The 16,326-nt window shown below is 62.9% G+C and carries 14 protein-coding genes; 6 read left to right on the forward strand and 8 right to left on the reverse strand.

What is annotated here, in order from left to right; all coding sequences use genetic code 11:
- Window positions 1-190: 190 nt before the first annotated feature.
- From B9Y97_RS07290 to cysG, 4 genes are read left to right on the forward strand one after another with little or no spacing between them, the layout of a single operon-like run.
- On the forward strand, window positions 191-1,015 hold the full coding sequence (locus tag B9Y97_RS07290) for a TauD/TfdA family dioxygenase (RefSeq protein ID WP_085526125.1): 825 nt from the start codon (window positions 191-193) through the stop codon (window positions 1,013-1,015).
- Window positions 1,012-1,224 carry a hypothetical protein gene (locus B9Y97_RS07295; RefSeq protein WP_085526126.1) on the forward strand — a complete coding sequence of 71 codons (213 nt, stop codon included), beginning with the start codon at window positions 1,012-1,014 and terminating at the stop codon, window positions 1,222-1,224. The genes B9Y97_RS07290 and B9Y97_RS07295 overlap by 4 nt, the downstream gene beginning before the upstream one ends.
- Entirely contained in the window at window positions 1,217-1,423 is a 207-nt protein-coding gene (locus tag B9Y97_RS07300; protein WP_085526127.1) for a DUF6967 family protein, read from the forward strand. The genes B9Y97_RS07295 and B9Y97_RS07300 overlap by 8 nt, the downstream gene beginning before the upstream one ends.
- The gene (gene cysG / locus B9Y97_RS07305; RefSeq protein ID WP_085526128.1) at window positions 1,423-2,856 is read left to right on the forward strand and encodes a siroheme synthase CysG; all 1,434 of its coding nucleotides are present in this window, start codon (window positions 1,423-1,425) and stop codon (window positions 2,854-2,856) included. Before B9Y97_RS07300 ends, cysG begins: the two co-directional genes overlap by 1 nt.
- Before the next feature lie 62 nt (window positions 2,857-2,918).
- On the opposite strand, the gene B9Y97_RS07310 is transcribed toward cysG, so the two are convergent.
- The 6 genes from B9Y97_RS07310 to xylF all read right to left on the reverse strand — a co-directional run bounded on the left by B9Y97_RS07310 (window position 2,919) and on the right by xylF (window position 11,148).
- The gene (locus B9Y97_RS07310) at window positions 2,919-5,567 is read right to left on the reverse strand and encodes a TRAP transporter large permease (RefSeq protein ID WP_085526129.1); all 2,649 of its coding nucleotides are present in this window, start codon (window positions 5,565-5,567) and stop codon (window positions 2,919-2,921) included.
- A 14-nt stretch (window positions 5,568-5,581) separates the two neighbouring features.
- Complete coding sequence (locus B9Y97_RS07315) at window positions 5,582-6,574, reverse strand: TRAP transporter small permease subunit (RefSeq protein WP_085526130.1); 993 nt, start codon at window positions 6,572-6,574, stop codon at window positions 5,582-5,584.
- 106 nt (window positions 6,575-6,680) lie between these two features.
- A complete protein-coding gene (locus B9Y97_RS07320; RefSeq protein ID WP_085526131.1) occupies window positions 6,681-7,763 on the reverse strand; it encodes a TRAP transporter substrate-binding protein in 1,083 nt (360 codons plus the stop codon).
- A gap of 195 nt (window positions 7,764-7,958) precedes the next feature.
- Entirely contained in the window at window positions 7,959-8,735 is a 777-nt protein-coding gene (locus tag B9Y97_RS07325) for an ATP-binding cassette domain-containing protein (RefSeq protein WP_085526132.1), read from the reverse strand.
- A gap of 2 nt (window positions 8,736-8,737) precedes the next feature.
- A complete protein-coding gene (locus tag B9Y97_RS07330) occupies window positions 8,738-10,042 on the reverse strand; it encodes a sugar ABC transporter permease (protein WP_085526133.1) in 1,305 nt (434 codons plus the stop codon).
- 83 nt (window positions 10,043-10,125) lie between these two features.
- On the reverse strand, window positions 10,126-11,148 hold the full coding sequence (xylF, locus tag B9Y97_RS07335; protein WP_085526134.1) for a D-xylose ABC transporter substrate-binding protein: 1,023 nt from the start codon (window positions 11,146-11,148) through the stop codon (window positions 10,126-10,128).
- A gap of 157 nt (window positions 11,149-11,305) precedes the next feature.
- On the opposite strand from xylF, the gene B9Y97_RS07340 reads away from it, so the two are divergent.
- Both B9Y97_RS07340 and B9Y97_RS07345 read left to right on the forward strand, forming a co-directional pair.
- Entirely contained in the window at window positions 11,306-12,532 is a 1,227-nt protein-coding gene (locus B9Y97_RS07340) for an ROK family transcriptional regulator (RefSeq protein ID WP_085528151.1), read from the forward strand.
- Window positions 12,525-14,066 (forward strand): CRTAC1 family protein, encoded by a 1,542-nt coding sequence (locus B9Y97_RS07345; protein WP_085526135.1) that lies wholly within the window; start codon window positions 12,525-12,527, stop codon window positions 14,064-14,066. The genes B9Y97_RS07340 and B9Y97_RS07345 overlap by 8 nt, the downstream gene beginning before the upstream one ends.
- Before the next feature lie 6 nt (window positions 14,067-14,072).
- Here the strand turns inward: B9Y97_RS07345 and B9Y97_RS07350 are convergent, their stop codons facing one another.
- Window positions 14,073-15,377 (reverse strand): cytochrome-c peroxidase, encoded by a 1,305-nt coding sequence (locus B9Y97_RS07350; RefSeq protein ID WP_085526136.1) that lies wholly within the window; start codon window positions 15,375-15,377, stop codon window positions 14,073-14,075.
- Window positions 15,377-16,324: an aldose epimerase family protein gene (locus tag B9Y97_RS07355; RefSeq protein ID WP_085526137.1), complete on the reverse strand. Its 948-nt coding sequence runs from the start codon at window positions 16,322-16,324 to the stop codon at window positions 15,377-15,379. The genes B9Y97_RS07350 and B9Y97_RS07355 overlap by 1 nt, the downstream gene beginning before the upstream one ends.
- Between the last annotated feature and the right edge of the window lie 2 nt (window positions 16,325-16,326).

A 16,326-nucleotide genomic window follows, 5' to 3' on the forward strand; every position in this document is an offset into this window, starting at 1 on the left:
TCCGGATAATCGAATGTAAAAGGAAAAAGTTGCTGCAAGTGCGAAAGAAACAAAAGGATATTACCGACTAAAAGGCTCGGGATAGCCAGCAAGGGGAGGAACCGCTATCAACACGCATGAACACAAAAGGTTTTTCTGGCAGAAACCAAAGACCGATGATTTTTATCGGAAATGGCGCGATGCGCGGTTGATGGCCGCTGAAGAAATGAAATCCGCGGGTTTTGTCGAGATCGCCGACCTCGCGAATCCAACAGAGGCCGAGAAATCCGAGCTGATCCGGCGCTGCAAGGCGGCGAATCTTGCACTTTACCATGTCGCTGATTCTGAAAATCACCGGGCCGGGCTGCGCGCTTTCGCCGAGGCATTCGGACTGCGCATCGCGGAGAAGCACCGGTCGGCCGGCGGTGATGGAATTGTCGCGCTACGCGAGAGCGATGCGCCTTCGCAGAAGGGCTACATCCCCTACACCAAGCGCAAGATGAACTGGCACACCGATGGCTATTACAACGCGCCTGACGACCGCATCAGTGCCATGGTGCTTCACACCGCCCAGCCGGCAAATGACGGCGGTTCGAATCAGCTGCTCGATCACACCATCGCCTACATCCGGCTGATGGATGAAAACCCGGACTACGTCACCGCGCTGATGCATCCGCAGGCCATGACCATCCCGGAAAACCGGGAGGACGACGGCTCCCTGCGTCCGGCATCGGTCGGCCCGGTGTTCTTCCCCGATGCCGACACCGGCGAGATGCAGATGCGCTATACCGCCCGCACCCGCAGCATCGAATGGCGCGACGATACCCTGACCCGCGAGGCCGTGGCTTTCCTGCAATCCACCCTTGAAAAGCCCGATCCCATGACGATCTCAATCAGGTTCGGGGAGGGACAGGGTGTGCTCTGCAACAACGTGCTGCACGACCGGACCGGGTTCGACCCGCAGGCGCGCGACTTCAGCCCGCGCGTTGTTTACCGTGTGCGATTCCACAACCGCGTGAAAGGAACCCCAGAATGACCGAAACCAACCACGCCCGGCTCAGTGACCTGATCATCGGCCACCCGGAAGTGACGAGCTTTGCCGAGCTTGAAAAACTCGTGGCCCATGCCGGCGAAAGCGGGGTCATGCATCTCGAGTTCGACCTGAAACCGGACTTCCGCGATACGCCCAAGAAGTGGGAATGGCTGCTGGAAGCCGCCTTTACCCGGGGGCTGCGTTATGAGTGACGAGTTCCGCGAGATCGCAAATTACGAACTGCCCTACAGCCGCAAGGCCGAGTTGCGCGAAGTGACCTTCGACGGCGGTATGAAAATGCTGCGTCTGATCCTGCGCGAAGGGCGGCGGATCACGCAGGTGGACCTTGACCAGGACAGCGCCATGGCGCTTTCCGACGCGATGGGCGATTGGGCGAGGCAACAAGGCTGATGGACTATCTACCGATCTTTCTCGATGTGCGCGGCAAGAAGGTTATCGTCGATGGTGGCACCACCGTGGCCGCGCGGCGGGTTGAGCGTGCGCTGTCGGCCGGTGCCGTGGTGCATTGCTTCGATCCCGATCCGGGCGAAGAGGTGCAAACCTTTCTCGGGCATGAAAACCTCGTTCACCATGCCCGCGTGCCGGTGGAGGAAGACTTCGAGGGCTGCCTCGTTGCATGGGGCGCATCCGAGGAACATGACCGCGACACCCTACTCTTCGCCGCCGCGAAAAAGCACGGCGCGCTCGCGAACGTGGCCGACGAAAAGGATTATTGCGATTTCATAACCCCCTCCGTCGTCGAGCGCGATCCTTTGACCATCGCCATCACCACCGGCGGGGCCGCGCCCGTTGTTGCCCGCATCCTGCGCGCCCGTGTCGAGGCGATGCTGCCCGCGTCCTATGGCAGGCTGGCCGATTTTCTGTCCAGTTACCGCGAACGGATCGCCGATCGGATCAAGGGCGGCACGGCACGGCGGCGGTTCTGGGAAAACATGATCGAGGGGCCGGTGGGCGACGCATTCCTCGCCGGGGACGAAGCGCTCGCCGACGAGTTGATCCGGACCGATCTGTCCGGAGACGGTGCCGAGAAACTTCACCGCGGCGAGGTCTGGCTCGTCGGGGCCGGTCCGGGCGATCCCGACCTCCTCACTTTCAAGGCGTTGCGCATGATGCAGCACGCCGACGTGGTGCTCTACGACCGGTTGATCGGCGACGGTATTCTCGATCTCGTCCGGCGCGACGCCGAGCGGATCAACGTCGGCAAACAGGCCGGCAACCACGTGCTGACCCAGGAGGAAACCACTGCGCTGATCGTAAAGCTCGCCAAAGAAGGCAAGCGCGTGTTGCGGCTGAAGGGGGGCGATCCCTTCATCTTCGGGCGTGGAGGCGAAGAGCTTGAAGATGTGGCCGCGCACGGCATCCCGGTCATCGTCGTGCCCGGCATCACCGCCGCGGCGGGTTGCGGTGCCTCGGCCGGCATTCCCCTCACCCATCGCGCCCATGCGCAGGCGGTTGCCTTCGTCACCGCCCACGGCAAGGACGGGTTGCTGCCGCACGACTGGACGCGCCTTGCGCGCCACGATCAAACCGTTGTGGTCTACATGGGCCTGCGTTTCGTGGCCGACATCGCGGCGGCGGCGATGGGTCAGGGGGTTGACGCAAGCATGCCGATCGCGGTGATCGACAACGGCACGCGCACGACCCAGAAAGTGGTGGTCGGAACGCTCGCCGATATCGGCAAAAGGGTCGCGGAAGCGCATCTCAAGGGCCCCGCGCTGATCGTGATCGGTTCGGTGGTAACGATGCGCGATGAACTCGGGATCGACGTCGCCGCCCGTGACGACAGCCATCGTATGGAACTCACCGCCCGAAGTGGCCTGTAGGCCCCGACGCTGAAAACGGAAAGCGGCGCGGTCTCCCGCGCCGCTTCCTTTTTGATACCCGCTCAGAAGTTGAGCGAAACGTCGCGGTGCTCCGAGGTGCAGCTTGCCAGGGCAAGAGCCTGTTCCCGCGTCAAACGCTCCTGAACCCGAATGCCGAGCGTGCCCCGGGTTGCATCCAGATAGGCCTCGATGCCGGGAATCAGAGCCGCCGCATCACCGCGCCACTGAAGCTGAGCCTGGTATTCCTCCAGCGCCTCACCGTAGCCTTCGAGCGCATCTTCGCGCTGGCCACGGTCGAGGTCGCGGCGGGCACCGGAAAGTGCCGAGCGCACATCGCGCGTGCCTTCGACCTCGCCGACCCGATCCTCCAGCGCCTCGATGGTCGTGATCGCCTCTTCGCCTTCGCCGGTCTCGAATACGCTGCGAATGTCGTTGAGCGGGCCCTCAAGGGCGGCATAGGCCTCGTTGGCCTTGAGCACCGCGAGCACTTCCGCAGGGGCTTGGAAGGAACTGTCCGCCGCTCGCCGATACGAAAGGCGCGCCAAGTCTTCGGCCTTTGTCAGCGCGGCGAACGCGTCGTGCACCTCCGTCCAATCCGACGGTATCCGCGACCGCATGGCTTCGATCTCGGCCTCCAGTGCCGCGATGTCCGCCTCGAGATTTGCGCGGCGATCGGGGTTTGCTTCGCCGCGCATCCGGCTGAGCGTTGTCTTCAGCTCATCGGCCTCTTCCCGCAACTTGCGAATGTCTCTTTCGATTTTCCGCACCACGTGGAGCTTGGGCCGATAGTCGACGGCGGCCTCCTCGACTGCCGCCACGGCATCCGTGATCCTCGCGTGCTCGGCAAGCGCCTCTTCGGCCGACTCGAACGCGCCCGACAGATCCCGCTCAAGGTCTCGGGGCAAAGTCGACAGATCAAGCATCTTCGCTGCCGAAACGGCATCCTGCACGCGGCTGCTCTCGGCCAGTTTCTGGCCAACGTAGTCTTCAAGACACAGTTGGAGCTTGGGGTTTCGCGGAGGTGGACCGGTTTCCGAAAGCAGGCTCGTCCGGTTCGGCAGGTAGTTCACCATCGGAGGATTCGCCCCGACGATGATCAGGGCCACGATCTGGAGCGCGATGAACGGGATCACGCCTTTGTAGATCTGGACGGTCCGCACGACGGCGGGTGCCACGCCGCGCAGGTAGAACAGCGCGAAACCGAACGGCGGCGTGAGAAAACTGGTCTGGAGGTTCAGGCCAATCATCACCCCAAGCCAGACGGCGGTGATATTGGCACCCGGATCGGCGAGCAGGATCGGTGCCACGATCGGCACCACGACCACGGCGATCTCGATGAAATCGAGGAAAAAGCCGAGCAGGAAGATCACCAGCATCACGATGAGGAACTGGGTCCAGAACCCGCCGGGCAACCCGGTGAGAAACTCACGCACAAGGTCTTCGCCGCCAAACGCCCGGAACGCCGCCGTCAGCATCGCCGCTCCGAGCAGGATGATGAAAACGAGCGACGTGGTCTTGGCGGTTTCAAGCATCACCTGTTGCAACGTGTTCTGGAGCCGCATGGCGCGAACGCCCGACCAGATCAGCGATGCGAGAAGGAGCAGCGTGCCAACCACGCCAAGCGCGATGCCGATACGGTCGGAGGCGGTGCTCATTGCCTTCACGTTCATCGGGTAATAGGCAAGCGCGAAGCCGATAATCACGAGGCCAACCAGGCCGACGAGCACAGGGACAAACAGGCGCCGCGACCCCTTTTCCGGCAATCGGTAGCCCGCCATCAGCAGCGCCCCCGCCGCACCGATCGCCCCCGCCTGGTTCACCGTGGCGATCCCGGTGAGGATCGAGCCGAGGACCACGAAGATCAGCGCGAGCGGCGGCACCAGCGTAAGCAACGCATCCACCCAGAACCGCAGGTTGATCGCACCCTCATAGCGCACGGCCGGGGCCGATTTCGGCCTCAGGATGGCGAATACGAGGATGTAGAGCATGTAAAGCCCGACGAGCACGAGCCCCGGGATGAAGGCACCAAGAAACATCTCCCCGGCGCTGGTGCCCGAGACGTCGAAGGTCGACGGCATCGAAAGTTCGCCAGTCGCCTCCTTGTGCAGGGCCTTGCGCATGCTCGATGCCTGGTCGGCAGCGCTGGCAAGCTGGTCGGCAAGGATGATCAGCACGATCGAGGGCGGGATGATCTGCCCCAGCGTGCCGGACGCGGCAATCGTGCCGGTGGCGAGGGGCGTGGAATAGTTGTTGCGAAGCATCGCGGGGAGCGAGATCAGGCCCATCGCCACAACCGTCGCCCCGACGATGCCGGTGGTTGCAGCAAGCAACGCGCCAACGAAAACCACGGAAATCCCGAGGCCCCCGGGCACCGGGCCGAACAGCCGCGCCATGGTCACCAGCAGGTCTTCGGCAATCTTGGACCGCTGCAGCATGATCCCCATGAAAATGAACAGGGGAATGGCGATCAGCGTGTCTCGTTCAACCTCCCAGTATATCCCTCGAAGGTTCGTTACCCCCGCAGAGAGCCATTGCTGCGGCCCACCCGTGTGGAAATAGGCGTCGGTGCTTCCCGCGAAGATCCAGCCAGCGCCGGCCGCAAGGCCGATGCTGATGATCGCCGCGCCCGGCAGCGCGAAGGCGACCGGATAACCGGAACCGAGGGCGCCGGCCATGATCAGAACGAGGAGAAGAAGGAAAAGTAGCTCCATAAGGGGTCACCTCGTCAATGGGCTGAAGCGGCCGTCGGCTCACGATGGCCGGGCTCGTTGCGTTTGTCGGCGACGGCGTCGAACAGGTAGCTGACGAACTGGATCAGCATGGTGATCCCGAACAGGCCGATGAAGGCAGCCATCTGGTATTTCACGAACATCCCGAATGGCCCCGCCTGGCTGATCTCGAAGTTGGCCACCGGCGCATTGACAACGGATTGCTTGCCGTTGAACGCGATGATCACGATCACCCAGGCCGTGCTCAGGCCGAGAAGGATTGTGCCAACCGCGTTGACGGTGCCTCGGGCTGTCCGCCCAAGCCCGGAATAGATTACGTCGACGCGGACGTGGCCTTCGTCGAACAGGGTATAGGCCGAGGCAAAAAGAAAGAGCGCGGCATACCAGTAACGGACGAGGTCGCCCATCAGGGCCTGCTCATAGGAAAACACGAAGCGCGACAGCACGATCAGAAGCTCGGCGACCACGATCAACAATGCCAGCCAGACGAAGCCGAGGGTGCGTGTGAAAAGCGCCAAGACGAAACCCGCAACGATCAGCGGCACGTGAACCCAGGGGCCGACCCATGCCCCGCGCATTACAAGCCCCGCCACCGCCTCGCCAAACAGCGGCTCGACGAGTTGTTCCGATCTCAGGAGAGCGATCGAGGCATCCACGACACCCACGAGAAAGACCGACCAGAACAATGCCCGGATCAGGTAGACGTTGAAGGAGTGAACGAGATGGGCATCCCAGCGCAGCGAACGCGAAAGGTCTGTGAGCACCAGGCCAACAGCCGCGACGATCGCAACCATGTATAGCGCGGCATGCACCCAGGCTCCCGCTGCCGCGTCAGTGCCAAAGCCGCGCAGGCCCGGGTAGTCGAACCAGACAACGAGCACGTTGTTGACAAGAAACGCCACAAGGATGGTCAGCATCGACCACCCGAATATCCGCACGACCGGCGCAGGCCGACCGTGACGAGGAATCTCGATTTGGGCGCTGGCCATTGATCGTCTCTCCCCTGAATTGCCTTGGATGCGGGACTGCCCCGCGCTCGGGAAAAGGACGGGGCCGAAGCCCCGTCCCTATACTTTGCGTTTCGGAGTCAGAGCCTCAAAGGCCGAGGATCCGGTTGCGCTGGTTCACGAACTGACCCTCGAACAGGGCAATGCCGCGCCCGACTGCCCGCATCGAGCTCTGGAAGTCCTCGTTGACTTCGGCCGCGAGGGCATCATAGGCGGCCGTCTCTTCAAAGACCTCTTCCGCCGCTTCGCCCATTGCATCCCAAACGTCATCGTTGAACGACCGAACCTCGACGCCATGCTCTTCCTGGAGCCGGATGAGGTATTCGCCGTTGAGCGCCATGGCCTCGTAGTAGGAGTTCGCGTTCTCCTCGAGCGCGGCAGCGGTGATGATGTTCCGCTCCCAATCCGTGAGGCTCGACCACCAGGACTTGTTCGACGTGAGCGAGAGCTGTGCGCCCGGCTCGTGCATGCCGCCGGTGTAGTAGTACTTCGCGGCTTCGTAGAACTTCATGAAGTAGTCGTTGTAGGGGCCAACCCACTCGGTCGCGTCAATCGTGCCCGACACGAGGTTTTCGTAGATCTGGCCGCCCGGAAGCGACACCGTCGAGGCGCCCAGCTTGGCGAGCACCTGGCCACCCTGGCCGGGGATGCGCATCTTCAGGCCCTTGAAATCGTCGGGGTCTTCGATTTCGAGGTTGAACCAGCCGCCGGCCTGCGTGCCGGTGTTGCCGGCGGGCAAGCCCTTCAGGCCAAACTGGTCCTGCACCTTGTCCCACAGCGCCATGCCGTTGCCATAGAGGCACCAGGCATTGATCTCGGCAAAGGACATGCCAAAGGGCACGGCGGTGAAGTAGGCCAGGGCCGGGTGCTTGCCGGTCCAGTAGTAGTCGGCACCGATGTAGGCCTGGCTGTTGCCGCTGGCCACTTCGTCGAAAACGTCGAGCGCGCCAACCCGCTCACCGGCGGCATAATACTCGGTCTGGATCGCGCCTTCCGAAAGCTCGGTAATACGCTCCGCAAGACGTTGGGCCGAAACACCAAGGCCGGGCATGTCGCGCGGCCAGGTCGAAACGATGGTCATGGTCTTGGTGCCCTGAGCCACCGACGGTGTTGCAAGGGCTGCCCCCGCGGTGCCGATTGCGGCACCGGTCAAAAACTTACGACGCTCCATTGAGATCCTCCTCCGATCTGTCGTTTTTGGTCTGTCTTTATCGGCCTCGGACGAGTGGAAGGCCCGCCCAAGCTGATGGCAACAGTAAGGAGGTGCCGGAATAATTCAAACAATTTCTGCCGAGGTGGTAAGAAATTGTTGCCAAATGAAACGTTGCCGCTTTGCGAAGTGCACCCGAAACAGTTATGCGAGCGCTCAGGCCGCCTCCGCCTTCGGATTCTTGCCAAGGATGATCATGCCGAGCAGGTCATCTTCGGTCACCTCGTCCACGTTGACCGTGCCCACCAGGCGGCCGTTCTTCATCACGCTGGCGCGGTCGCACAACTGCTTGACCTGGTGAATATCGTGGTCGATCAGGAAAATCCCGATGCCCTGCCGCTTCAACTCGCCGATCAGCTCGGCCACCATGCGGGTCTCTTCCACGCCCAGCGCCGCGGTCGGCTCGTCCATGATCAGGATCTTGGCGTCGAAATACACCGCGCGGGCGATGGCGACCGATTGCCGTTGCCCGCCGGAAAGGCCGGCGACCGGGGTTGAGTAGCGCCGGAAGTTCGGGTTGAGCCGCGACATGATCTTGCGGGTTTCGGATTCCATGCTTTGATCATCCAGAAAACCCAGCCGCGTTGTGAGTTCCCGCCCGAGAAAGAGGTTCGACGCGGCGTCGAGGTTATCGGCCAGCGCGAGGGTCTGGTAGATCGTCTCGATGTTGTAAGCGCGCGCATCACGGGGGTTGTTGATCTGAACCTCTTCGCCGTTGACGAAGATTTGCCCGCCATCGCGTTGATAGGCGCCTGAGAGCATCTTCATCAGCACCGATTTTCCGGCCCCGTTGTGGCCGAGGATACCGACCACCTCGCCGGGATAGACATTCACGGTCACATGGTCGACCGCGCGGATACCGCCGAATGCCTTCTGCATGTCGCGCATTTCGCAAAGGGGCGTAACGCTCCTGTCAATGCTCGTGTCTGCCATGGTCAAACTCCCGTCCGCTTGCGGTAGACGATGTCGATGAAGACGGCCAGAACCAGTACGATGCCGACCACGATGTTCTGATAGGGCGCTTCAACCCCGACCATCGCCATGCCCGATTGCAGGCTCTGCATGATGAGCGCGCCGAGGATCGCGCCGTAGATCGTGCCGATCCCGCCCGAAAGCGCGGTGCCGCCGATCACGGCGGCGGCGATCACGCGCAACTCGTCGAGCGTGCCCACGTCGTTGGAATGGAAGTTCAGCCGCGCGCTGGCGACCACAGCCGAAAGGGCGCAGAGGAAGCCGACGATGGCGAAGACCTTCACGGTCAGCAGCCGGGTATTGATGCCCGAGAGCGCCGCGGCCTCGGGGTTGCCCCCGGCCGCGAAGATGTAGCGGCCCAGCCGCGTGCGCTGCGCCACCACCATCATCGCCGCGGCGACGATGATCAGGAGCAGGACCGACAGCGGCACGCCGTAGCCGGCAGTGTACCCCTCCGGCATGACCTCGCCGCGCGCGGCGAACATGCGCTCAAGACGCCGGTCGGGAATGTCGTAGGAATTGAGAATCCAGACGAAACCGAGGATCGCGGCCAAGGCAACCCCGGCAATCAGGATCTCGGCCCAGATCGGTTTCACCGGAAAGCCGTGGCTGACCTTCCTGCGTCTTGCACCGAAAAGGAGATAGAGCGTGAACAGGGCGGCAAGCGCACCGAAAACCCACGATCCGGTTTCGCCAAGCGTTCCGTCGATCCCGCCCAGCGAGACGAATTGAGGATCGAGCGGGCCAACGGTCTGGCCGCTGGTGATATGCCAGGCGACGTTGCGCCAGACGAAGAGCCCGCCGAGCGTGACGATGAACGCCGGGATCGCCAGATAGCCGATCAGGTAGCCATGGAAGGCGCCGATGATGGTGCCGACGATGGCCCCGAAGAGGATCGTGATCGGCGCGATCAGGGGCGAGCCGAGTTCAAGCCCGAGCATGGTCGGCAGCAAATCCGTCTGGGTGACCGCCATCGTGGCGGAGACCGTCGCGAGCAGCGCGCCAACGGAAAGGTCAATGTGGCGGGTGACGATGACGAAGACCATGCCGGTGGCCATGATGGCGACGGATACGGTCTGGATCGTCAGGTTGAAGACGTTGCGCGGAGTAAGAAACCGGCCCTCGGTCATGATGTTGAACACGATGGCAATCAGCAGGAATGCACCGATCATGCCCAGAAGCCGGGTGTCGATTTCCAGGTTCTGAAACAGGGTCCGCTTGTTCCGCGCGGGTTCCGACGGGTCGTGCGAGGTCGTCGCTTCGGTCATGGCATGAAGTTCCCGGTGCAGGAGGGCCCCCACCCCGCCAAGGGTGGAGGCCGGACTTGTCCGAAGGTCTGTGTGTCAGACGATCAGTTGCAGGGGGCCGGGCCGTCTTCGACGCCTTGGCACAGGGAGTCCTGGCTGATCCAGCCGGCGTCCACGACGAGCGGGAGATTGTCCTGCGTGATCGGCACCGGCGCGAGGAAGATCGACGTCATCGTCGTTCCGGACGGCGAGGTCCATTCCATCGCGCCCTCAATGTCTTCCTTCGCGGTACCTGTCGCCATCGACACAGCGGCTTCTGCGGCGGATTTGCCGAGATCCCGTGCGTCCTTCCAGACCGAAACCGTCTGGGTGCCCTTGGCGACTCGGTTCAGAGCGGCATGATCACCGTCCTGACCCGAAACCGGGATGCCTTCCATGCCCTGCGCGGTGAGCGCTGCGACAACGCCACCGGCGGTGCCGTCGTTCGACGCCACAACGGCATCGACGTTGTTGTCGTTCGCGGTCAGGATCTGCTCCATGTTGCGCTGAGCGTTCGCCGGCAGCCAGCCATCGGTGTAGGCTTCGCCCACGATGGTAATGGCACCACTGTCGATCGCGTCTTGCAGGATCTCCTGCTGGCCGCCGCGCAGGAAGTCTGCGTTCGGGTCAGTCGGCGACCCCTTGATCATCACGTAGTTGCCTTCCGGAGCCTGCTCCAGAACGGCACGTGCCTGCATCCGCCCCACCTCGACGTTGTCGAAGGTGATGTAGAGCGCGCGCGAGTCTTCGATCAGGCGGTCATAGGCGACAACCGGAATGCCTTCGTCGGCCGCGGCCTGCACCGCGGGAATGATCGCCTGGGTATCCTGCGCGAGCAGGATCAGGGCGTCGGCACCCTGGGCGATGAGGCTTTCGATGTCGGAAAGCTGCTTGGCCGACGACGATTGCGCGTCGGCGGAAATGTAGGACGCACCGGCAGCCTCGAGGGCCGCAACGATCGCCGCTTCGTCGGTCTTCCAGCGTTCTTCCTGGAAGTTCGACCAACTCACACCCACCGTCTGGGCAATGGCCGAAGTCGCCATCGAAGCGCCAACGAACGCCGCAGCGAAAACCAGAGTTTTCTTCATGATATCCTCCCAAATATGGCGTCAGACGGGATACCCCATCAAAGGGATTCGCTGACGATGCCCGAATCGTAACACATTTAATTTTGTGGTCTAAATAAATAACGCATCGAATCTCGCAAAATGTGATATGCGGAACAAAAACATGGGAGGAACGCCCGTGGCCAGGCAGGACAAACCCGCCGGGACGCCGGATCAACGCGAGGTAAACCGCCAGCAGGTGGTCGCGGTGATTCGCGGCGCAGGTCAGATTGCCCGGATCGACATCGCGAGGGAAACCGGGGTCAGTCCGGCGACGGTGACGGCGATTACCTCCGAGTTGATCAGCGCAGGCCTTGTCGAGGAAGTCGCGCCGGAGGAAGACCGCGAAACCTCGGGCCGCGGGCGGCCTCGCGTCGCGCTGCGGGTGCGCGGCGCAGCCCATCTCGTGGCCGGTGTGAAGGTCTCGTTCCGAACTCTCAGTCTCGTGCTGATCGACTTCGATGGCACGACCCTCGCCGAGCACGAAGCCACGCTCTCCGAGCCGCAAGTGTCACCGGATGCTCTCATTGCCGAAATCCGTTCCGCCCTCGACGAGATCACCGCAAAGATCGGTCGCACCACCGCCGACATATCCGGTCTCGGTGTCGGGTTGCCGGGGACGATCGACGCGCTCGAAGGCTTCGTGCACTGGTCGCCCTCGATCACCGAGCGCAACATCTGCCTGCGCGATCGGCTCGAAAAGGCTTTGCCGATGGCGGTTTTTCTCGACAACGACGCCAATCTCGTGGCCAAGGCCGAACAGCTTTTCGGGGAAGCGCGCGGGGTGAGTGATTTCATCGTCATCACCATCGAACAGGGCGTTGGCATGGGCATCGTGATCGACGGCAAGGTCTATCGCGGCACGCGCGGCTGTGGCGCGGAGTTTGGCCACACCAAGGTTCACCTTGATGGTGCGCTGTGCCGTTGCGGCCAGCGTGGCTGTCTTGAAGCCTATGTGTCGGATTATGCCCTTTTGCGCGAAGCCGATGTGTCACTGCCCAGCAATGCGAACGCCAGCCGTTCGGAGCGGCTGGAAGCCTTGTTCGTGGCGGCACGCGAGGGCAATCACACCGCACACACCATCCTGAACCGCGCCAGCCGCATGTTCGCCCTGGGACTTGCCAACATCGTCAATATCTTCGATCCCAAGCTCATCATTCTGTCCGGTGAACGGATGAGTCGCGATTTCCTCTACTCCGACGAGGTGATTGCGGCGATGCGCGACGAGGTGGTTCAGGTCGACGCGCCGCCGCCCGAGGTGCGCATTCACAAGTGGGGCGATTCGATGTGGGCCAAGGGGGCCGCAGCCTATGCGATGGAAGGTGTCACCGCGCTCGCGGTGCGCCGGTTGGCGATCCATGCTTGAAAGAACTGCCGTTCTGATCCTTTTGCCCGGCATCGCGCTCGCGGACCCGGCGTTCCGCGCCGTTTCGGTATCGGATCACGTCTATGCCGGAGGCTGGGAGCATTTCGTTGGCGGTGGCATCGCCGCTTTCGACTGCAACGACGATCTCTTTCCCGAGCTTTTCGTTGCCGGCGGCAGCAATCCGGCGACCCTGTTTCGCAACCGAACCGGCGTGCGCGCAGATCCGACACGTCTCCGCCCGGACACGCCAGACACGCTCGCGATCACCGGCGTGATCGGGGCTTATCCGCTCGATATCGACAGTGACGGACGGCTCGATCTTGCCGTGCTTCGCGTCGGTGAAAACCTGCTTCTCAAAGGTGAGCCCGATTGCAACTTCGCGCCGTTTGAACAGGATCTTGGCTTTCACTCCGATGATCGCTGGACAACCTCCTTCACCGCGACATGGGAACAGGGTCAGAGCCTGCCGACGCTCGCCTTCGGAAACTATGTTGACCGAACTGACCCCGAGGGCCCCTTCGAGGCCTGCGATATCAACCAGCTCTATCGGCCGGAAAACAGGGCCTATTCCAACCCAACCGTGCTCGAACCCGGGTTTTGCGCCCTTTCGGCCCTCTTTTCGGACTGGAACCGTCAGGGCCGCGCAGATCTCCGCCTGAGCAACGACAGGCACTACTACGTGCGCGGCGGTGAAGAGCAGCTCTGGGCGATGGAACCCGAGCCAAGGCTCTATACTTCCGAGGAAGGCTGGCAGTCCTATTCGCTCTGGGGCATGGGCATCGCCTCGCGCGACATCACCGGCGACGGGTTGCCGGAGGTCTACCTCTCCTCGATGGCCGACCAGTTGTTCCAGATCCGCGAGGGCGACGGGCCAACCTGGGTGCCCGCGCCCTATTCTCTCGGCACATCGGCCCAGCGCCCGCATCTTGGTGATGACGGACGCCCCTCGACCGGCTGGCACATCGCCTTTGGTGACGTGAACAACGATGGCCGCGACGACGCCTTTATTGCCAAGGGCAATGTCGAGCAGATGCCATCTAACGCAATGGAAGACCCAAACTCGCTGCTGATCCAGGGCGAAGACGGGGTATTTCGCGAAATCTCGGTGGAAGCCGGGGTGGCCAGCATGGCGCGATCGCGCGGTGCAGCGCTGATCGACCTGAACCTCGATGGCCGGCTCGATCTCGCCGTGGTCAACCGCCGCGTGCCGCTGGAAGTGTATCAAAACGCGGCCGAAGCATCCGGTCACTGGCTTGAGGTTGCACTCACCCAGCCCGGGCCCAACACCCGCGCTGTGGGTGCCTGGATCGAGCTTCGGGTGGACGGGCGCATCCACGCCCGCGAGATCACGGTGGGCGGCGGCCATGCCAGCGGCGCGGCGGTGCCAGAACATTTCGGCCTTGGCCCCGCTGAAAAAGCCGATCTGCGGGTGATCTGGCCCGATGGCGCAACGTCGGACTGGATCGAAGTTGATGCCGATTGCATCCTTCGCGTCAGCCGGACGGCCGATGGCCTTGCCATCGAGCGCCTGTAGCAGATCCTATTCCACGGGCAATCCGCTCGGCACTCGCTCGGGAATACCCAACCGCCCATCCTGGCTTCCCGGGTCGGTAAGGCTTTCAAGAAAAGCGAGGATCGCGGCAATCTCGTGGTCCGTCAGCTCCATCGGGGCAAGCTCGTTGGCCTCGGCAATTGCCGCGATCTCGCGCGCGTCGGCCATGATCGCCGTGTCTTTCGGGCTTGCGCCTTCGAGGTCGGGCAGAATGGCTTGCGAGATATCGTAGGAGAACAGCGCCTTGACCGGATCGAGATGATGGCGCACCACCGCCTCCAGCGTGGCATAGGCCCCGGCGTGGCCGTAGGGCGCGGTAAGGGCGACGTTGCGCAGCGACGGTGTTCGGAAGCGATAGATATCCGCCGGGTTGCCTGTCACCCTGTATCGCCCGATATCACGGGTATGGGTCTCGAAGCGCGCCACCGCACCGGGACCGATCTGGGGCATGGCGAGGGCATGAAACTCGTGGTCGGTCTGGAACTTTCCGGAATGACAATCCGCACAGCCCGCCTTGCCGTAGAACAGGTCCATGCCTTCCCGCGCAAGGCCGGAAAGTGGCTCTATTCCGCGCAAATGCGCGTCGAACGGGCTTTCGTCTGCGCGCCATTCAAAGGCGATGAACTCGGCGATGACGTCGGAAATATCGGTGAAACCAATCGGCGCATCTCCGATCACTTCATCGAACAGCGCGCGGTACTCGGGGATCGCTTCCACCCGCTTCGAGATCAGATCCCATGCCCCACCCTCGCCGGTGAGCATCCCCAGCCGAACGGCCTGGCTGATCTCGTTCTCACTGTAATGCCCTGCCATCTCGTCGGCTGACAGCACCGGAAACATCGCCTGCGCCGAGAGCACGCCCGAGAACCCCTCGACCATCTCCTGCCCGAGCGGTGTTCGGATACCGCCGGGCTTGGTCGGGTCGGCCTCAAGTCGCCCGGCATGAAACATCCGGGTGAACTCCTTTGCGCCAAGATTGAACAGGGCCGGCGCGTTGCGCGGAATGCGCTTTTCCGGATAATTCTCTCCCAGCGCGCGCCGCTCCGGCCCCAGCCCGCTCGCGCCGTCGCCAAGCCCAAGCGAGAGCCCGTCCGAGGTCCCGAACTTCGGGTGATGACAGGTGGAGCAGGCCACCGCCTTCGATCCCGACAGGATCGGGTCGAAAAACAGGAGCTGCCCGAGCGCAACGGCTTCAGGCGTGGTCTCCATGAAATCGGAATCGGTCACGGGCGGGGGCAGCTCCGCCGCCTCGGCCAGCCCTGCAATCACCAAGAATGGCAGGAGGAACCGCATCAACCCACCTCGATCGAAAGCCGCTGAACATAGGGCGCATCGGGCGTTACCATCACCGAAGGAAAGCCGGGTTGATTGACCGCATCAGGGAAGCCCTCGGGTTCAAGGCAGATCCCGGTGAAGGGTTGATGCGCCCCTGAAAGGTATTTGCCGGTGTAGAGTTGCAGGCCGGGCTGATCGGTGAAGAAGCGCAAGGTTGGCGCGCCGGGAGCTGTCAGAACGGCGGCGGGCTGCTCGCCGGTGAGCACCATGCAATGGTCGATCCCCTCGCGGGCGGCATCCACCTCGCCAATCCGGCGGGCCTCGCGAAAGTCGAGGGTCGTCCCCGCGACGGGCGCACGATGCCCCAGCGGGATACTGCCCGCGTCGATGGGCAGATACTCTTGCGCCGCGATCTGCAGTTCGTGATCCCAGATCTCGCCGCCGGTCAGGTTGTAATAATTGTGCTGGGCAAGGTTGATCGGCGTCGGCCGGTCCACCTCGGCGCGCATGTCGTATGTCAGGCGCGTCTCGCTCAGGCTCACGACCACCTCGAACGCCGCCCGCCCCGGATAGCCACCGTCGCCATGACCGCTGACGCAAGAAAGCCGCACCGCGCCCGCCGCCGTGTCGGCCTCCATCTGCCAATGCCGCTTGCCAAGCCCGCGTGGACCGCCGTGCAGGTGGTTGGCACCGTCGTTGAGCGGCAACTCCGTTTCCAGGGGACCGAGCGGAAACCGCCCACCCGCGATCCGGTTGGCCACCCGACCCGCGATGATCCCCATGTAGAACGGATCATCGCCATAGTCGGCTGGATCGGGATACCCCAGAACCACCGGGCGACCGGCAATCCGCCAATCGCGCGTGATCGAACCGAAGCTCAGGAGCGTCACCTCCATGTCGCCCGCGACAAGCCGGGCCAAATCGATCGCCCGGCCATGGATCCTGGTATGGCCGCGTTCAATCATCG

This window comes from Maritimibacter sp. HL-12, from assembly GCF_900177545.1.
Taxonomy (GTDB): domain Bacteria; phylum Pseudomonadota; class Alphaproteobacteria; order Rhodobacterales; family Rhodobacteraceae; genus Sinisalibacter.